Genomic DNA, 18,521 nt, shown 5'->3' with positions numbered 1-18,521 from the left:
GTCTGGGGTTAAAACAACAAAACCGGCACATGGCCGGTTTCATTGTGAGATCTTGATGTACGATCAAGTCTTAGGCAGCAGTAGCCAGATTCTTGATAGCAGCATTCAGACGGCTCTTATGACGTGCAGCTTTGTTCTTGTGGAACAGGCCTTTGTCAGCAGCGCGATCCAGAACGGGTACAGCAACCTCGTAGGCAGCTTTGGCTGCTTCTGCGTTACCCGCCTCAACAGCGTTGACTACTTTCTTCAGATAGGTGCGTACCATGGAGCGCATGCTAGCATTCTGCTGGCGATGCTTCTCGGCCTGGCGTGCACGCTTTTTAGATCCTGCGGAATTTGCCACAATCCGGCTCCTCGAGAATTCCAGAAAAGGTGTGTGTTTATGCCAATTTGAAGGCCCGAAATTATCCCCATAGGCTGGTTGAAAGTCAACCACATATCGGCTGCAATTTTATCTGGCGGGAAACTGCTCACAATGGGAGGGCATTGGCGTATCATGCTCGCTCTCCGATTTGGCCCTGATGGCGTCTGTTAAGTGGGCTTTGCAGGGCGGTAATGTGCTGGCTACAAGTGAGTCTTCAATAGTATGGCTGAGTTAGTCGATAAGCCACGGCAGGTGGGTTTGCTGAGAAGCAGTGCTGTGGTGGGTATTATGACCATGGTGTCACGTGTGCTGGGTTTGGTCCGGGACATGGTCATCGCCGCTGCATTTGGTGCTGGTACCGGGGCGGATGCATTTTTTGTAGCGTTTAAAATTCCCAATTTTCTGCGCCGCTTGTTTGCTGAAGGGGCGTTCAATCAGGCTTTTGTGCCTGTGCTGGCTGAGTATCAAACCAAAGTCACCAAAGCTGACATTAAGCGACTGGTTGACAGTGTAGCGGGAGCGCTGGGCCTGAGCCTGTTGCTTGTAACGCTGCTTGCCATGCTGGGGGCGCACTATATTACCTGGATATTTGCTCCGGGGTTTAATGCAGATCCACAGAAGTTTGCTTTGGCTGTGGAGATGCTGCGTATTACCTTTCCTTACCTGCTGCTGATCTCGCTGACGGCGTTTTCTGGCAGTATTCTCAATGCTTACAAGCAGTTTGCTGTGCCTGCATTTACGCCGGTCTGGTTGAATGTGTGCATGATATGTACGGCATTATGGCTGGCTCCGCAGATGCAAACCCCGGTAATGGCGCTGGCCTGGGGAGTGTTGATCGCCGGTGCGGTACAGTTCACCTTTCAGTTGCCGTTTCTCTATCGTCTGGGATTGCTGCCAGTGCCTCGGCCTGATTTTCAGCATGAGGGTGTGCGCCGGATTCTCAAGTTGATGCTGCCCGCCTTGTTTGGTGTGTCGGTCAGTCAGATAAATCTGTTGCTGGACACTGTGCTGGCGTCGTTTCTGCAAACTGGCAGTGTGTCCTGGCTGTATTTTTCTGACCGGTTATCTGAGTTGCCACTCGGTGTGTTCGGTATTGCGATAGCAACAGTGATACTGCCCAGTTTGTCGCGTCAGCATGCCAGTCGTTCACAGGAGGACTTTGCGCGAACGCTGGATTGGGCCATCTTCATGATTCTGCTGATTGGTATTCCGGCTTCGTTGGCTCTGGTGATGCTGGCAGAGCCTCTGTTGATTTCATTGTTTCATTATGGGGCGCTGACTGAGCATGATGTGGCCATGAGCGCCATGAGTTTGCGCGCCTATGGTCTGGGTTTGTTGGCTTTTATGCTGATCAAGGTGTTGGCGCCGGGGTTTTATGCCCGGCAGGATACCCGTACACCTGTCAAGATCGGTATCTGGGCTATGGTGGCCAATATGGTTATGAACCTGCTGCTGATCTGGCCTCTCGCTCATGCCGGTCTGGCGTTGGCAACTTCGCTTTCGGCATTCATGAATGCAGGCTGCCTGGCGTGGTATCTCCATCGCGATGGGTTGTTGCATGCGCAGGTGGGCTGGGCAAAGCGAACTGTGCAATTGCTGGTGGCCAACGGCGGTTTGGTTGTGATGATTTGGCTAGTCGTGCCGGATAAGGTGGTTTGGTTTGCCTGGCATGGTATGGAGCGAGCCTGGCATCTGGCTGCTTTAGTGGTTGCCGGAGTCGTGCTTTATGCTGCGTTGCTGCTGGCTACGGGGTTGCGTCCGAGGCATCTGCGAGCTGCGGCGTAAGGCGTGATAGCCTTGGTTATTCGTTATGTTTGCATCAGTAACGGCAGTTCAGGGTGGTCAGTTGGTGACCGAGCTGTGCAGGTAAGCAGTGCGCCGTGGTCTGTTGCGTCTTGCTCATATATAATCCACCGCTTCTTTGAGAGCTGCTTGGTATTCCCTGGTCGTTATGGAGCTTATTCGAGGCCTGCACAATCTGAAGCCGAGGCACCAAGGCTGTGTCGCGACAATCGGTAATTTTGATGGTGTCCATCTTGGGCATGTCAAAGTGCTGTCGCAGGTGAGAGCCGCTGCCGAACGCCTCGGTTGCCCTGCGCTGGCTATTATCTTTGAGCCGCAGCCAAGGGAATTTTTTGATATTTCCTCTGCGCCACCACGCATTACTCGTCTGCGCGACAAAGTGCGCTATTTGCAGGAAGCGGGTATCGATGCGGTATTGTGCCTGCCCTTCAATGACAAGCTGCGCTCTTTGCCTGCGCTGTCGTTTGTGAACGCAGTGCTGCTGGAAGGGTTGCGAGTGCGGCATTTTGTGGTGGGTGATGACTTCCGTTTTGGCTGTGATCGGGCGGGGGATTTCACGCTATTGCAGCAAATTGGTACAGCTTGTGGCTTCGTGGTGGAAAACACCCACACTTTCAGCCTGCATGGTGCGAGGGTGAGTAGCTCTAGAATTCGTGAGTTGCTTGCAGAGGCACAACTGGCCCGGGCGGGGAAAATGCTCGGGCGCTCCTATGCGATCAGTGGCAGGGTGGAGTATGGCCAGCAACTGGGGCGCACTATTGGCGTGCCAACGGCCAATATCTCCCTGCGTGGTAAGCAGCCTGCGTTGCGTGGCGTATTTGCTGTGGAAGTTCTGGGGCTTGGTGACCTGCCGATGCCGGCAGTTGCCAATATTGGTATGCGCCCAACCGTGAAGGGTATCAAGCCCAATCTTGAAGTTCATCTGCTGGATTATTCCGGCAATCTCTATGGTCAGCACATCGATGTTGTGTTTCGCCATTATATTCGTGCCGAGCAGCGCTTTCCTGATCTGCAGGCACTGACGACACAGATCCATCTTGATATTGCTCATGCGCGCAACTGGTTTGAGCGTCGTGAGGCAGCTGACGAGACTTATTCAGCCTGAGTGAAGAACCCAATGACCGACTATAAAAGCACACTGAATCTGCCGGAAACGGCATTCCCGATGAAAGCGGGGCTGCCACAGCGTGAGCCTGAGATGCTGGCGCGCTGGAAAGAAATTGATCTTTACCAGAAGATTCGCGAAGTGAGCCAAGGTCGCAAGCGCTTTATTCTGCACGATGGCCCGCCCTATGCGAATGGCAGCATCCATATCGGCCATGCGGTCAATAAAATCCTGAAAGATATCATTATCAAGTCTCGCACCATGATGGGCTTTGATGCGCCTTATGTGCCGGGCTGGGACTGTCATGGTCTGCCCATTGAGCACAAGGTGGAGACGAGCAAGCACAAGGTCAAGGCTGAAGACGGCAGCACTATTGAAGTATCTGGCAAGCTGTTATCACCCGATGCTGTGCGTGAGCAATGCCGACTCTACGCTGCAGAGCAGATCGAAGGTCAAATGCAGGACTTTATTCGCCTTGGGGTTCAGGGTGAGTGGAATAATCCCTACAAGACCATGAGCTTCGCCAACGAGGCGGGCGAGATTCGGGCGCTGGCTCGTATCGTGGAAAAAGGCTTTGTCTTCAAGGGGCTGAAGCCTGTTAACTGGTGCTTTGACTGTGGATCCGCACTAGCAGAAGCTGAAGTGGAGTATGCAGACAAGAAGTCTCCTGCTATCGATGTTGGCTTTGTGTGTGCTGAGCCTGCAAAACTCATCACTGCCTTTGGTCTGAAAGAATTGACCAAGCCAGTGCAGGCAGTTATCTGGACGACCACGCCATGGACTATTCCTGCCAACCAGGCACTGAATGCGCATCCTGAGCATCAGTATGCGCTGGTGGACGTGGGTGACAAGTATCTGCTATTGGCTGTTGAGCTGGTGGAAAGCTGCCTGCAGCGTTATGGCCTGGAAGGTCAGGTGGTTGCCAGTTGTGCTGGTGAGGCGCTGGAGCTGATCAAGTTTAGCCACCCCTTCTATGAGCGCTACTCGCCGATGTATCTGGCTGATTATGTTGCTGTTGATGCGGGTACTGGCATTGTGCACTCAGCACCTGCCTATGGTGAAGATGACTTTCATTCCTGCAAGCGTTACGGCATGGAGAATGATCAGATTCTCAGTCCGGTACAAGGGAATGGTGTTTATGTAGATTCGCTGCCCTTCTTTGGTGGCATGATGATTTGGAAGGCTAATCCCGTCATCGTTGAAAAGTTGCAGGAAGTCGGCGCCTTGCTGGCTCACAGTGCTATCAATCACAGTTATATGCACTGCTGGCGTCACAAAACTCCGGTCATCTACCGTGCTACGGCGCAGTGGTTCGTGGGGATGGACGTTCAGCCTGAATCTGGAGCTACCCTGCGTACTCGCGCACTGGATGCGATCGAGCAAACTCAGTTTGTTCCCGCCTGGGGTAAGCCACGCCTGCAGAGCATGATTGCCAACCGTCCTGACTGGTGTATCTCCCGTCAGCGGAACTGGGGGGTGCCCATTCCCTTGTTTCTCCACAAGGAGAGCGGAGAGCTTCATCCTCGTACCGTGGAGTTGATGGAGGAAGTGGCAAAGCGTGTCGAGCAGGAAGGTATCGAGGCCTGGTTTAAACTGGATGCGTTTGAGCTTTTGGGCGAGGAAGCCGGTCAATACGACAAGATCTCTGATACGCTGGATGTGTGGTTTGATTCAGGTACCACGCACTGGCACGTGCTGCGTGGCTCGCATGGTCTGGGACATGATCATGGCCCCCGTGCGGATCTCTATCTAGAGGGATCAGATCAGCATCGTGGCTGGTTCCATTCCTCCTTGCTGACGGGGTGTGCAATTGATGGGCATGCCCCCTACAAGGCGCTGCTGACTCACGGATTCACGGTGGATCAGGAAGGTCGCAAAATGTCCAAGTCTCTGGGCAATGTTGTGGTGCCTCAGACGGTAATGAGTACCTATGGTGCGGATATTCTGCGTCTGTGGGTGTCTGCAACGGATTACAGCGGCGACATGGCTGTTTCGGATGAAATCCTGAAGCGTACTGCCGACACCTATCGTCGTATTCGTAATACCGCGCGTTTTCTTCTGGCAAACCTGAATGGCTTTGTTCCTGAGCAGCACCTGGTGGCTCCTGAATCGATGCTGGCATTGGATCGTTGGGTGGTTGACCGTGCTGCACAGCTGCAGGACGAGATTAATCAGGCCTATGAACAGTATCAGTTCCTCACTATCTATCAGAAAGTGCATCACTTCTGCTCGCTGGATCTTGGTTCTTTCTATCTGGATGTGATCAAGGATCGTCAGTACACCACTCAGCAGGACAGTCTGGCACGCCGTTCGGCACAAACAGCGATGTACCATCTGGTGGAGGCGCTTGTGCGCTGGGTTGCACCTATCCTGAGTTTTACTGCAGAGGAAATCTGGCTGACTATGCCAGGGACGCGTGCAGAGTCTGTGCACCTTGAAACCTGGTATCAGGGTCTGTTCCGTCTCAATGCGGGGGATGTCATCACTCCGGCTTATTGGGAACTAGTACTGGAAGCCAAGCAGGCCGTCAACAAGGAGCTGGAGAACAAGCGTAATGCTGGCGTGATCAAGAATGGTCTGGCTGCCGAAGTGGCATTGTTCTGTGAAGGTGATCTGTTTGCGGCGCTGTCTGCTCTCGGTGAAGAGCTGCGTTTCGTTACTCTGACCTCGGCTGCTGCTGTAAATGCGGTGTCTGCGGCTGAAGGGGCTGACCCCAGTGAGATGGAAGGATTGCTGATTTCAGTCAAGGCGTCCGACTACAAGAAGTGTGGCCGCTGCTGGCATCATCGCCCGGACGTTGGTTCACATCAGGGTCATGATGACCTGTGTGGGCGTTGTGTGGAGAACGTAGCTGGCGAAGGCGAGCGACGCCTCTTTGCCTGATGGTCGGGTGAGCGTGTGCAGGTGATTGTTAATCGTAGAATGAGTCTCGCAATATGTTGAGTCTTCCCGAGGGCTATCACCTGCGCAACTTGCGCTGGCTGTGGCTGATGGTGTTGGTGGTGGTGCTGGATTTGGTGACCAAAGCGTGGGTAAGCGAATCGCTTACCTATGCGCAGCCAGTCTATGTGCTGCCAGTGTTTGATCTGACTCTACTGCACAATACCGGAGCTGCCTTCAGCTTTCTGGCTGCGGCGGGTGGTTGGCAGCGCTGGTTGTTTGCAGCCATCGCTGTCGTGGTGAGTGTTGTTATTCTGCTGTGGATGATGAAACTGTCGTCAAAGCAGTATTGGCATGCTGTTGCCCTGGCTTTGATTCTGGGTGGGGCGCTGGGGAATCTGCATGATCGTATTCTGCTGGGTTACGTGGTTGACTTCCTGTCGTTCCATTACAACGGCTGGTTTTTCCCCGCATTCAATCTGGCTGATTCTGCAATCACTCTGGGTGCGTTGATGCTAATTCCCGATATGCTGGGTTTTAAAGGTGCGGGACAGCGCCAGCAACATTGAACAGGGGTGGATAAGTCTGATAACTCTGCAGTTCTGATGCAGAGGGCTTGATGAGATGTGGTGAATGCATACGAGTGATGTAGTAGTGGAAAGCCGGGCGAGAGTGACGTTGCATTTCTCGCTGAGTCTGGTTGATGGGCAGGTTATTGATTCCAACTTTGACAGGTCTCCTGCCGCCTTTGTGGTGGGAGATGGAAGTCTGCTAGAAGGGTTCGAGAGGAAGTTGCTTGGTCTGCAGGCAGGGCAGCGAGAAACCTTCGTGTTGTCCCCTGAGCATGCGTTTGGCCAGTGGAATCCTGCTAATTTGCAGTATTTCAAGCGCGAACAATTTCCTCAGGAGATGGTGATTGAGCCGGGCGAGGTGATCTCGTTCAGTGATGCCATTAATAGCGAGTTGCCCGGTGTGGTGCAGGCTGTTGAAGGTGATAAGGTGACAGTGGACTTCAATCATCCGCTGGCCGGCAAAGATATACACTTCACGGTGCACATTCTGCAGGTTGAACCTGCTGTCTGATCGCAGTGGCTATGAAGAGACGGCCTGTGCCGAGTGCAGGCCGCCCCTTTCCTCTGGATAAATTACTTGTCGTGTTTCATCAGGCGCTCTTTCTGGCGCGCCCAATCCCTATCCTTCTCAGCATCACGCTTGTCATAGAGTTTTTTGCCTTTTACCAGGGCGATATCGCACTTCACCAGGTGGCCTTTCCAATACAGGGCCAGTGGAACGCAGGTGTATCCTTTCTGTGCAATAGCCTCTTCCAGTTCACGAATCTGATTGCTGTGCAGTAATAACTTGCGCTCACGAGTGGGATTGCACACGACGTGTGATGAGGCGGACAGCAGCGGTGATATATGCGTGCCTACCAGTGATACCTCGCCATCTTTGACCAATACATAGGTGTCATTGAGACTGCCGCGTCCGGCCCGCAGGCTTTTGACTTCCCAGCCCATCAAGGCGATGCCTGCCTCGTAGCGCTGTTCAATATGGTAGTCGTGGCGGGCACGTTTGTTTTGCGCAATGGTGTTGTCGGATGACGACTTTTTCTTCTTGCTCATGATCTCGTTCTCGGCGCCGCTGCAAAGGCTGTTATCGCGGATGGACTGAAGCGAATACAGTGCGTTGGCAGGTTATCTTCCTTGCAAGGCCGCACATTATGCGGAAAAAGCCCGGCATATTGAAGTCTGAGGCAAAGTGAAGCCTAAAGCGGTGGACAGTTCACAAGTGGATGTTTATCATACGCAAGATTTAGCTGCCCCAGATTGGGGCAATCTGCTGCAGTGGGGATGTTATCCCGATCTTTGTCCAAATTGTCGCTCCGGTAGTATGCCGTTTTGCCGGGCTCAGCGATTAGACAGAAGGTTTGCCGCAAGATGACGGATTCGATGCAAAGCGAGATGTGACGACGGTTTCATCTCGCTTTTTTGCAACTGTCGTGCGACAACCTGCCAGCATAATATCGACCACCACTACACATTGCGCTCATGCCGGGAGGTTACATTGTTTAAGCCAGCCATTCTTGCCCTTGAAGATGGCACAGTGTTCCGGGGGGTTGCGATTGGCGCGGATGGCCAGTCGGTCGGAGAAGTCGTTTTTAACACCTCTATGACCGGTTATCAAGAAATCCTGACAGATCCTTCCTACGCTCGCCAAATTGTCACCCTCACTTATCCACATATCGGTAACACCGGTACCAACTCAGAAGACGAAGAGTCTGGCCAGATTTATGCGGCTGGCCTGGTAATCCGCGACTTGCCTCTTGTTGCCAGCAACTTCCGAAATCAGGAAGCGTTGGATGCCTATCTGCGTGAGCGCAATATCCTGGGTATCGCTGATATCGATACGCGCAAACTGACACGTATTCTGCGTGAGAAAGGCGCCCAGAATGGTTGCCTGATGGCGGGTGACAGTATTGATGAAGAGGCGGCAATTGCCGCTGCCCGTGCATTCCCTGGTCTGAAGGGAATGGATCTCGCCAAAGAAGTCACTGTCTCTGACGCCTACAGCTGGAGCGAAGGTGTATGGAAGCTGGGCGAAGGCCATCAGCAGCCAGACGCACAACCTTTCCACGTTGTGGCTTATGACTATGGCGTCAAGCGCAATATTTTGCGCATGCTTGCCCAGCGCGGCTGCCGCTTGACAGTCGTGCCAGCCAAAACCCCCGCTGCTGATGTGCTGGCGATGAATCCCGATGGTGTTTTCCTGTCCAATGGTCCCGGTGATCCCGAGCCTTGTGACTATGCGATCGATGCTATTCGCACCATCCTTGCTGCCAGAATTCCCGTGTTTGGTATCTGTCTTGGACATCAGCTTCTGGCGCTAGCCAGCGGCGCACAGACGTTGAAGATGAAGTTTGGCCATCACGGTGGTAACCATCCAGTGCAGGATCTGGATAGCAAAGTGGTCATGATTACCAGTCAGAACCACGGTTTTGCGGTGGATGAGGCAACGTTGCCATCCAATGTTCGCGCAACGCATAAATCCTTGTTCGATGGTTCTCTGCAGGGCATTGAGCGTACTGATTGTGTTGCCTTCAGTTTTCAGGGTCATCCGGAAGCAAGCCCGGGGCCCCATGATGTGGCTCCGCTCTTTGATCGCTTTATCAAAGAAATCGAAGCCTATCGGGCGCAGCGCTGAGTTAGGCGCCAAGGTGGTTGCCTGTGAGGCAGCCTTACTGAACCTGCTTGCTTGCGGTAGAGAGAAATGCCAAAACGTACAGACATTAAAAGTATTCTGATCATTGGTGCTGGTCCGATCGTAATCGGCCAGGCCTGTGAGTTTGACTATTCCGGTGCTCAGGCCTGTAAGGCGCTGCGCGAGGAGGGTTACCGGGTTATTCTGGTTAACTCCAACCCTGCTACCATCATGACTGATCCGGCAATGGCTGATGCCACTTACATTGAGCCGATTCAGTGGGATACCGTAGCCAAAATTATCGAGAAAGAGCGTCCTGACGCCATCCTGCCAACCATGGGAGGGCAGACTGCCCTGAACTGCGCATTGGATCTCGAGCGTCATGGTGTTCTGGCGAAGTTTGGCGTGGAAATGATCGGTGCTAATGCCGATACCATTGATAAGGCAGAAAACCGCGATCGCTTTGATGTGGCCATGAAGAAAATTGGGCTGGAGTGTCCGCGTGCTTCCATTGCACACAGTATGGAAGAAGCCTGGAAGGTTCAGGCTGATATCGGCTTCCCCTGCATCATTCGTCCATCCTTCACTATGGGCGGCTCGGGCGGTGGGATTGCCTACAACCGTGAAGAGTTTGAAGAGATCTGTACTCGTGGTCTGGATCTTTCTCCGACCAGTGAGCTGCTGATCGATGAGTCTCTGATTGGCTGGAAAGAATATGAGATGGAAGTTGTTCGTGACAAAAACGACAACTGCATCATTATCTGTGCGATTGAAAACTTTGATGCGATGGGCGTGCATACGGGTGACTCGATCACCGTTGCGCCTGCACAGACATTAACTGACAAAGAATACCAGATCATGCGTAATGCCTCGCTGGCAGTGTTGCGTGAGATTGGTGTTGAAACCGGTGGCTCCAACGTGCAGTTCGGTATTGATCCGAAAACTGGACGTATGGTTGTGATCGAGATGAATCCTCGTGTATCTCGCTCATCCGCACTTGCTTCCAAAGCGACGGGCTTCCCTATTGCTAAGGTCGCAGCCAAACTGGCTGTGGGTTATACCCTGGATGAGTTGCAGAACGACATCACCGGTGGCCGTACTCCGGCGTCGTTCGAGCCATCGATCGACTATGTTGTCACCAAGGTGCCCCGTTTTACTTTTGAAAAATTCCCTCAGGCCAATGATCGTCTGACTACGCAGATGAAGTCTGTGGGTGAGGTCATGGCTATTGGCCGTACCTTCCAGGAGTCATTGCAGAAGGCGCTGCGTGGTCTGGAAGTGGGCAAAACCGGTCTTAATCCTGTAGCTGATCTGAATGATCCAGAGATCAAGGACACGCTGGTGCGTGAGCTGACTCTGCCTGGGGCTGACCGTATCTGGTTCCTGGCAGATGCATTCCGCTATGGCATGAGCATTGAAGAATGCTACAAGCTGTCCGGTATCGATCCCTGGTTCCTGGTGCAGGTTAAAGATCTGGTTGATGAAGAAGATCGAATTCACAAGCTGGCGATTGCTGACCTGGATAAGGACAGCCTGTTCCGCATCAAGCGCAAAGGGTTCTCGGATGCTCGCCTGGCGGAGCTGCTGGGTGTAAGTGAGAAAGAATTCCGCAAACGTCGTTGGGCTCTGGATATTCATCCTGTCTATAAGCGTGTCGACACCTGCGCTGCCGAGTTTTCTACTGATACTGCCTATATGTACTCGACCTATGAGGAAGAGTGTGAAGCTAACCCGTCTGCACGTGACAAGATCATGGTGCTGGGAGGTGGTCCTAACCGTATCGGCCAGGGTATCGAGTTTGACTACTGCTGCGTCCACGCAGCGCTGGCCATGCGCGAAGATGGTTACGAGACCATTATGGTCAATTGTAACCCTGAAACCGTTTCTACGGATTATGACACCTCGGACCGTCTGTATTTCGAGCCGGTTACCCTTGAAGATGTATTGGAAATTGTTCAGGTTGAAAAGCCCAAAGGGGTAATCGTTCAGTTCGGTGGACAGACCCCTTTGAAGCTCGCGGTAGCACTGGAAGAGGCGGGTGTGCCCATTATTGGTACAACCCCGGATGCCATTGATCGTGCTGAAGATCGTGAGCGTTTCCAGCAGATGCTGCAGAAGCTGCAGTTGAAGCAGCCGGCAAACGCTACTGTACGCAGCATTGAAGAAGCGGTGCGTTGTGCCGAGCAGATCGGCTATCCTCTTGTCGTTCGCCCATCTTATGTGCTGGGTGGCCGGGCAATGGAAATTGTTCACAAGGAAGATGAGCTGCGCCGTTACATGACTTCTGCGGTTAAGGTTTCCAACGATGCGCCCGTGTTGCTTGATCGTTTCCTGCACAATGCTATTGAGGTGGATATCGACGCAGTAGCGGATGGTCAGCAGGTCGTTATCGGTGCCATCATGCAGCATATTGAGCAGTGTGGTGTTCACTCAGGTGACTCTGCCTGCTCGTTACCGCCCTACAGTTTGCCTGCTGATGTTCAGGACCTGATGCGCGAACAGGTCAAGAGAATGGCCATTGAGCTAGGTGTTGTTGGCTTGATGAACGTGCAGTTGGCTTGGCAGGATGGGGAAATTTACGTCATCGAGGTGAATCCTCGTGCTTCGCGTACTGTGCCTTTCGTATCCAAGTGCATTGGGCAGTCTCTGGCGAAAGTGGCTGCACGAGCTATGGCGGGCAGTTCCTTGGTACAGCAGGCTTTTACCAAAGAAATCGTACCTCCTTACTATGCAGTAAAAGAAGCGGTATTCCCGTTTGCCAAGTTCCAGGGTGTTGACCCCATTCTCAGTCCTGAGATGAAGTCTACCGGTGAAGTTATGGGAGTCGGTAACAGCTTCTCTGAGGCATTTGCCAAGGCTAGTCTGGGGGCGGGTGAAAAGCTGCCACGTCCAGGCAAGGCCTTCATCAGTGTGCGCGATGCGGATAAGCCTGCTGCCATTGCATTGGCGTATGAGCTGGTGAAGCAAGGCTTTAGCTTGATTGCTACCAGCGGCACGCATCGTGCTCTGGTAGAGGCAGGAATTAGCGCCGAGTATGTGAGCAAGGTGACGGAAGGTCGTCCGAATATTGTTGACATGATCAAAAATGAAGAAGTTGCGTATGTGATCAATACCACAGAAGGGCGTCAGGCAATTGAAGACTCATCCCTGATTCGTCGTTCAGCACTGCGCTATAAGGTTCCTTACACTACCACTGTTGCCGGGGCGCATGCTGTTTGCATGGCACTTGGTTTTGGTGAGCTAAGCCAGGTTCGTCGTCTACAGGATTTGCATGCAGGAATTAGCGAATGAGTAGAATCCCAATGACAGTAAGAGGTGAACAGCTGCTGCGTGATGAGCTGCAGCGCCTCAAGACCGTTGATCGTCCACGCATCATTGCTGCGATTGCAGAGGCGCGTGAGCATGGGGATCTTAAAGAGAATGCAGAATACCATGCAGCTCGTGAGCAGCAGGGGTTCTGTGAAGGTCGTATCAAAGAAATAGAAGCTAAGTTGTCCAATGCGCAGATTATTGATGTCAGTAAGTTGCCTAATACTGGCAAGGTGATCTTTGGTACGACTGTTGAGCTGTTTAACATCGCCAACGATGCTGCAGTCACATACTGTATCGTCGGTGACGATGAAGCTGATCTGAAAGTAGGTAAAATTTCTGTCAACTCCCCCATTGCTCGTGCCTTGATCGGCAAAGAGGAAGGGGAGGTTGTAGTGGTGCAAACACCAAATGGTGCGGTGGAGTATGAAGTGAGTGGCGTTGAACATATCGTCTAAGCTCAATAAATATCTCTAGCGCGAAAAAAGCCCGCATTGACATTAATGCGGGCTTTTTTTGTCTACCTGTCTCGTCCTGAATAAGGTTTACACCTTCCATCCCGGATTGACGGAGAATACGATGGCACAAGGTGTGTCCCGTCCTGAATAAGGTTTACACCTTTCATCCCGGGTTGACGGAGAATTCGATGGCACAAGGTGTAAAGCGTACTCAACGAGATTACTCACTGGCTTTTAAATTAGCGGTGTCCCGTCCATGCGAGCGCAGAGACGTATCATGATGTAAGATACCCAAACCCTTACGCCAGAGCCGCGTATCAAAGGAACTGGAACAGCAGCTTGACCTGACGCATCAGAAAGCTCAGTTCTTCGAGCTCGTCATGTGCTGGACAGGGTTACGGCGTGTCACTGGCAAAAAGCGACTCGGCGCGTCCTCTCGCAGGCCCAGGTCGAAGGGGCATTCCGCTTTCCGCTGCAAGACTGAAGCTCGATACTCGAACCGGCCGCCACGAGTCGCAGCATTACGAGTCAGCTCTCGTGAAACAGCCGACGGACTTCGTCCAAGACGGCGAGCAATCTCACGTATGCCAACACTTTGCGCCCGGAGTAGTCCAATCTCTTCTCGCTCCCCGAACGACAAGTGCCTTCCGGATATGTGGTTAGACATGAACAATGGCATCCTGCCGCGATGACGGAACCAGCGTTTGCCTACCGCAGACGATACGTCAACGGCTTACGCTGCCATTTCGCTTGTGACCCCGGTGCGATCTGCTCCCAAAATAGCCGTTCGATCTCACGGCGAAGTGACGGGCACCTAGTAAGCGCATCGCTCCGTCAACTGCTGCATCCACCCCGCAGGTCGTCCCATAAACCCCCCATGATTAAAGGTGTAGCGACGACCGGTTGAATCCGCCCAATAGTACTCCTCCCTGTATCATTCACCCCATCAACGGTATGGCGTACAGTGTTCGATAACAGATAGCTACGACTGTTATCAGAATGCGCTGGCTGAGAGGGTGAACGGCATTCTCAAGTCTGAACTCTTGCTGCACAGCCCTGATAATCTGGAACAGATAAGGAGAATGGTTGACGAGGCTGTGCAGATTCACAACACGGAACGGCCGCATATGGCCCTGAAAAAACAAAACGCCCGATGCGGTGCATCGGGCGCTGTAGGGGCGGCCTATCTCAATAGGTGTGGACCTAATTGGTATCGATCTAAAGTTCACACTCTTGCGCCCATCAAGACGGCGATTTTGCTGCTGTGCGTTAAAGATATCTCTGCAGGTGATAGCGATGAGCTGGGGAGGCTCAGAGGTGGCGATGTAAGTTGGATAACTTGGGATTGGGTTTCTGTGCCTTGCGAAAGAATAAGCCCATATTGCCGATGACATGAATGAGTTCGGCTTCACACACCTGCGCCAGATCACCCATTACCTCGCGTTTGGCTTCCCGATCAGGGATGCTGAACTTCACTTTGACCAGTTCGTGATCTTCCAAAGCGCGGTCCATTTCCTGTACCACTCCTTCAGACAAACCGCGGTCAGAGACATAGACAACAGGTTTCAGCTGATGGCCAATGCCGCGCAGCCGCTTTTTTTCTTCAATCGATAAGCTCATAATGTTGGATTCTTTGTCAAACGAATTGGCATTCAGCCGAAAGCGCAATTGTACTCAAAAGCCAGGTGCTTGAGTAGCAAGGAAATGTGCATTACAAACTTGGTGCATCGAGTGCTGCGTTCGGAGTAGGCTAGGGATTTTTATTCGTAGGGCGATCGTTTGCTATTAAATTGACAACTTATTGATTTAAGAAGGTTTGTCTGCGAGGAATATTTAGTCTGTGGCACGATCAAAAAGCAGTGGGCGCTGGCTGCAAGAGCACTTTTCAGATGTATACGTGAAGCGGTCTAAGCAAGATGGCTACCGTAGTCGGGCAAGTTACAAACTGATGGAAATAAATGAAAAGGATCGACTGTTTCGGCAGGGTATGCGTGTGATAGATTTGGGCGCAGCTCCGGGTGGATGGTCGCAGGTTGCCGTGGAACTGGTGGGTGATCACGGTAAAGTAATTGCCTCTGATATTTTAACCATGGACCCCATTGCGGGGGTGAGCTTTATTCAGGGAGACTTCACCTCTGAAGAAGTATATGAAGCAATTGTGGCTGAAATGCAGGGCGATTGTGCGGATCTTGTAATCTCGGACATGGCCCCCAATATGAGTGGTAATCACAACATTGATCAACCTGCTGCAATGTATTTGGTCGAGCTGGCGCTAGATTTGGCTCGCACAGTACTTAAGCCTGGCGGTAACTTTGTCGCCAAGGTATTTCAAGGAGAAGGGTTTCCTGAATATATGCAAGAGCTCAAGGGCTCCTTTGAGCGTGTGTTAACACGGAAGCCAGATGCTTCCCGGTCTCGCTCCCGCGAGGTGTATCTGGTAGGTCTGGGATTTCGCTCCTGAGTATGTCATTCAGGAAAAGCAGATTGGGTTGAAGAGGACAAGCTCTTGAACGACATGGCAAAAAATTTAGTTCTGTGGCTGATAATCGCTGCAGTCCTTCTCACTGTATTTAACAACTTCAGTGTTGAGTCTGAAGGTCAGCGTGTGAGCTACTCTGACTTTGTATCTGAAGTGCAGGCTGGTCGAGTGACTCGTGTAGTCATTGACAGCTATACCATCCAGGGGACTCGTGTCGATGGGGACCGTTTTGAAACCGTTCGTCCTGCTGTTCGCGATGAAAAGCTGATTGATGATCTACTGCAGCACAATGTGACTATTGAAGGAAAAATGCCCGAGCAGCAGAGCATATGGACGCAGTTGCTGGTAGCAAGCTTTCCCATTTTGGTCATCATTGCCGTATTTATGTTCTTTATGCGCCAGATGCAAGGCGGTGGGGGTAAGGGTGGTCCGATGGCTTTCGGTAAAAGCCGAGCCAGGCTGCTTAGCGAAGATCAGATAAAAACGACCTTTGCCGATGTTGCTGGGGTCGAAGAGGCAAAAGAGGAAGTCAAAGAGCTGGTCGATTTTCTACGTGATCCTGGTAAGTTTCAGCGTCTTGGAGGCAAAATTCCTCGCGGCGTCTTAATGGCTGGCCCCCCGGGTACGGGTAAGACGCTGTTGGCGCGTGCCATCGCAGGCGAAGCCAAAGTGCCTTTCTTCAGTATTTCTGGTTCTGACTTTGTAGAAATGTTCGTGGGTGTAGGTGCATCTCGTGTACGTGACATGTTCGAGCAAGCCAAGAAGCAAGCACCATGTATCATTTTTATCGATGAAATTGACGCTGTAGGCCGTCATCGTGGCTCAGGCATGGGAGGCGGCCATGATGAGCGTGAGCAGACTCTCAATCAGTTGTTGGTGGAAATGGACGGTTTTGAGGGAAATGAGGGCATCATTGTAATCGCGGCTACCAACCGTGTTGATGTGTTGGATTCTGCCTTGCTACGTCCCGGTCGATTTGATCGTCAGGTTCATGTGGGTTTGCCTGACATCCGTGGACGTGAAGCGATCATGAAAGTTCATCTGCGTAAAGTTCCTATTGCCGATGATGTGCGTCCGGACTTGATTGCTCGCGGAACTCCTGGTTTTTCCGGTGCTGATTTGGCCAATCTGGTTAACGAAGCTGCATTATTTGCTGCTCGTGAGAACAAACGATTGGTTAGCATGAGTCTTCTGGATAAAGCCAAAGATAAAATCATGATGGGGGCCGAGCGACGCTCTATGGTCATGAGTTACAAAGAGCGCTTGAATACGGCTTATCATGAAGCTGGGCACGCGATCATTGGGCGTATGGTTCCTGATCATGATCCTGTCTACAAAGTGACAATTATTCCTCGTGGTCGTGCATTAGGGGTGACTATGTTTCTGCCTGAAGAGGATCGGTACAGTCACAGCAGGCAAGCTATTATGAGTCAGATCTGTAGCCTTTATGGTGGTCGTCTGGCTGAGGAGATGACGTTGGGTAAAGAAGGCGTCACTACTGGCGCTTCAAATGACATTCAGCGTGCAACCAAGCTTGCGCACAGCATGGTGACTCGTTGGGGGTTATCAGAAAAGCTTGGCCCCTTGTTGTATGCTGAAGAGGATTCCGATCCCTTTGGCCGTGGTGCTGGTGGCGGCGCTAGTGCTCACTCTGCTGAGACTGCCAAACTGATTGATCAGGAAGTTCGTGGAATTATTGATAGCTGCTACGAGCGTTCCAAGCAGATTCTTGTCGAGAATCGTGACATTCTTGAGGCCATGGCCGAGGCGTTGATGAAGTATGAGACTATCGATGCATCACAAATTGATGAGTTGATGGCGCGTAAGCCTGTGACCCCACCTGAGGGTTGGACTGATCATCCGAAAGATCCACCAACTACCGGTGCTTCTTCAGGAGGAGATCTTAAAGAGACCCCAGCTCATGATGAGCGTGCAGGTGGTGGTCATCCCGATGCAGGGCAGCCGTCACATTGATTGTGATATGGTGTTGCAAGACAAAAGGTCGACTCGTTCGGCCTTTTGTCTTTATTGGGTTTATATGGCATGAGTTGTTCTTGAAGCGGGAGTCTACCTTCTTTGTAGGAGTTTCTATGCAATTCGGAAATCGCTATCTTGATCCTGCTTTTCCACAGGTAATGGGTATTCTAAATGTTACCCCTGACTCGTTCTCGGATGGTGGGCGAGCGTATAAGTCTGTTGGTCATGCGCTGCGTATTGCGGAGCAAATGGTGAAAGACGGCGCGTCAATTATTGATATTGGTGGCGAGTCAACTCGCCCGGGTGCTGCAATCGTAAGCCAGCAGGAAGAGCTAGAGCGTGTTGTGCCGGTGGTGGAGGCGATTGCTGCACGCTTAGATGTGGTTGTTTCGGTAGATACAAGTGAGCCACAGGTTATAAGTGAGTCGGTGAAAGCAGGTGCTGGCATCATAAATGACGTCCGGGCTTTGACCCGTCCAGGTGCAATTGATGCGACTTTGCAAGGTAATGCAGCTGTTTGTTTAATGCATATGCAGGGCGATCCGCAGAACATGCAGCATCATCCGAACTACGCAAACGTTACCGTAGAGGTACTGGCTTTTTTGCAGGAGCGTGTGAGTCAGTGTGTCGCTGCGGGTATAGATCGATCCAGGCTAATACTTGATCCGGGTTTTGGCTTTGGTAAAGGGCTTGAGCATAATGTCGAGCTGTTTCGGCATCTTGATACGCTGGCGGTATTAGATATGCCGCTATTGATTGGTGTGTCTCGCAAGTCGATGATAGGGCAGATTCTAAACAAGCCGGTCGACCAGCGTTTGGCTGGTAGTTTGGGGCTGGCAGTGATGGCGCTGATTAAGGGCGCGTGGATATTCAGGGTGCATGACGTCGCAGAGACTGTAGATGCGCTAAAAATCGCGCACCAAGTGCTGAAAGTATAGAAGGAATGTA

The 18,521-nt window shown here is 52.0% G+C and carries 14 protein-coding genes and 2 pseudogenes; 12 read left to right on the top strand and 4 right to left on the bottom strand.

Features of this window, described 5'->3' with window-relative positions; genetic code table 11:
- Positions 1-70: 70 nt before the first annotated feature.
- Positions 71-343, bottom strand: coding sequence for a 30S ribosomal protein S20 (rpsT, locus tag WH50_RS16765; RefSeq protein ID WP_104151802.1), 273 nt, complete (start codon positions 341-343; stop codon positions 71-73).
- A 243-nt stretch (positions 344-586) separates the two neighbouring features.
- Here rpsT and murJ point away from each other — a divergent pair, with 243 nt between their 5' ends.
- The 5 genes from murJ (at position 587) to fkpB (ending at position 7,235) form a co-directional block, all read left to right on the top strand.
- The gene (murJ, locus tag WH50_RS16760; protein ID WP_110188342.1) at positions 587-2,149 is read left to right on the top strand and encodes a murein biosynthesis integral membrane protein MurJ; all 1,563 of its coding nucleotides are present in this window, start codon (positions 587-589) and stop codon (positions 2,147-2,149) included.
- 166 nt (positions 2,150-2,315) lie between these two features.
- Positions 2,316-3,272, top strand: a complete 957-nt coding sequence (ribF, locus tag WH50_RS16755) for a bifunctional riboflavin kinase/FAD synthetase (RefSeq protein ID WP_110188340.1) — start codon at positions 2,316-2,318, stop codon at positions 3,270-3,272.
- Positions 3,273-3,284: 12 nt separating this feature from the next.
- Positions 3,285-6,155: an isoleucine--tRNA ligase gene (gene ileS / locus WH50_RS16750; protein ID WP_110188338.1), complete on the top strand. Its 2,871-nt coding sequence runs from the start codon at positions 3,285-3,287 to the stop codon at positions 6,153-6,155.
- A gap of 53 nt (positions 6,156-6,208) precedes the next feature.
- Entirely contained in the window at positions 6,209-6,721 is a 513-nt protein-coding gene (lspA, locus tag WH50_RS16745; protein ID WP_110188336.1) for a signal peptidase II, read from the top strand.
- A 64-nt stretch (positions 6,722-6,785) separates the two neighbouring features.
- Positions 6,786-7,235 (top strand): FKBP-type peptidyl-prolyl cis-trans isomerase, encoded by a 450-nt coding sequence (fkpB, locus tag WH50_RS16740; protein ID WP_110188335.1) that lies wholly within the window; start codon positions 6,786-6,788, stop codon positions 7,233-7,235.
- 62 nt (positions 7,236-7,297) lie between these two features.
- On the opposite strand, the gene smpB is transcribed toward fkpB, so the two are convergent.
- Positions 7,298-7,774 (bottom strand): SsrA-binding protein SmpB, encoded by a 477-nt coding sequence (gene smpB / locus WH50_RS16735; protein ID WP_104151796.1) that lies wholly within the window; start codon positions 7,772-7,774, stop codon positions 7,298-7,300.
- Positions 7,775-8,216: 442 nt separating this feature from the next.
- Here smpB and carA point away from each other — a divergent pair, with 442 nt between their 5' ends.
- From carA to greA, 3 genes are all read left to right on the top strand, one after another.
- Positions 8,217-9,353, top strand: a complete 1,137-nt coding sequence (carA, locus tag WH50_RS16730; protein WP_110188334.1) for a glutamine-hydrolyzing carbamoyl-phosphate synthase small subunit — start codon at positions 8,217-8,219, stop codon at positions 9,351-9,353.
- Positions 9,354-9,419: 66 nt separating this feature from the next.
- Positions 9,420-12,641, top strand: a complete 3,222-nt coding sequence (gene carB / locus WH50_RS16725; protein ID WP_110188333.1) for a carbamoyl-phosphate synthase large subunit — start codon at positions 9,420-9,422, stop codon at positions 12,639-12,641.
- Positions 12,638-13,117, top strand: coding sequence for a transcription elongation factor GreA (greA, locus tag WH50_RS16720; protein WP_110188332.1), 480 nt, complete (start codon positions 12,638-12,640; stop codon positions 13,115-13,117). Before carB ends, greA begins: the two co-directional genes overlap by 4 nt.
- Before the next feature lie 460 nt (positions 13,118-13,577).
- Here greA and WH50_RS16710 read toward each other — a convergent pair.
- Positions 13,578-13,927: pseudogene (locus tag WH50_RS16710) on the bottom strand (helix-turn-helix domain-containing protein); the annotation flags it as partial.
- 113 nt (positions 13,928-14,040) lie between these two features.
- Here WH50_RS16710 and WH50_RS16705 point away from each other — a divergent pair.
- Positions 14,041-14,293 (top strand): annotated as a pseudogene (locus WH50_RS16705) (integrase core domain-containing protein); the annotation flags it as partial.
- 135 nt (positions 14,294-14,428) lie between these two features.
- Here the strand turns inward: WH50_RS16705 and WH50_RS16700 are convergent.
- Positions 14,429-14,737, bottom strand: a complete 309-nt coding sequence (locus WH50_RS16700; RefSeq protein WP_207780354.1) for a YhbY family RNA-binding protein — start codon at positions 14,735-14,737, stop codon at positions 14,429-14,431.
- Between the two features lie 220 nt (positions 14,738-14,957).
- On the opposite strand from WH50_RS16700, the gene rlmE reads away from it, so the two are divergent.
- From rlmE to folP, 3 genes are all read left to right on the top strand, one after another.
- Positions 14,958-15,578 (top strand): 23S rRNA (uridine(2552)-2'-O)-methyltransferase RlmE, encoded by a 621-nt coding sequence (rlmE, locus tag WH50_RS16695; protein WP_110188331.1) that lies wholly within the window; start codon positions 14,958-14,960, stop codon positions 15,576-15,578.
- Between the two features lie 54 nt (positions 15,579-15,632).
- Positions 15,633-17,570, top strand: coding sequence for an ATP-dependent zinc metalloprotease FtsH (gene ftsH, locus WH50_RS16690; RefSeq protein WP_207780361.1), 1,938 nt, complete (start codon positions 15,633-15,635; stop codon positions 17,568-17,570).
- 116 nt (positions 17,571-17,686) lie between these two features.
- Entirely contained in the window at positions 17,687-18,511 is an 825-nt protein-coding gene (gene folP / locus WH50_RS16685) for a dihydropteroate synthase (RefSeq protein WP_165838455.1), read from the top strand.
- The last annotated feature ends 10 nt before the right edge of the window (positions 18,512-18,521 follow it).

This window comes from Pokkaliibacter plantistimulans (genome assembly GCF_003194385.1).
Taxonomy (GTDB): Bacteria; Pseudomonadota; Gammaproteobacteria; order Pseudomonadales; family Balneatricaceae; genus Pokkaliibacter; species Pokkaliibacter plantistimulans.
The sequence above is the reverse complement of the archived record's forward strand: the minus strand, read 5'-3'. Positions and strand labels throughout refer to the sequence as shown.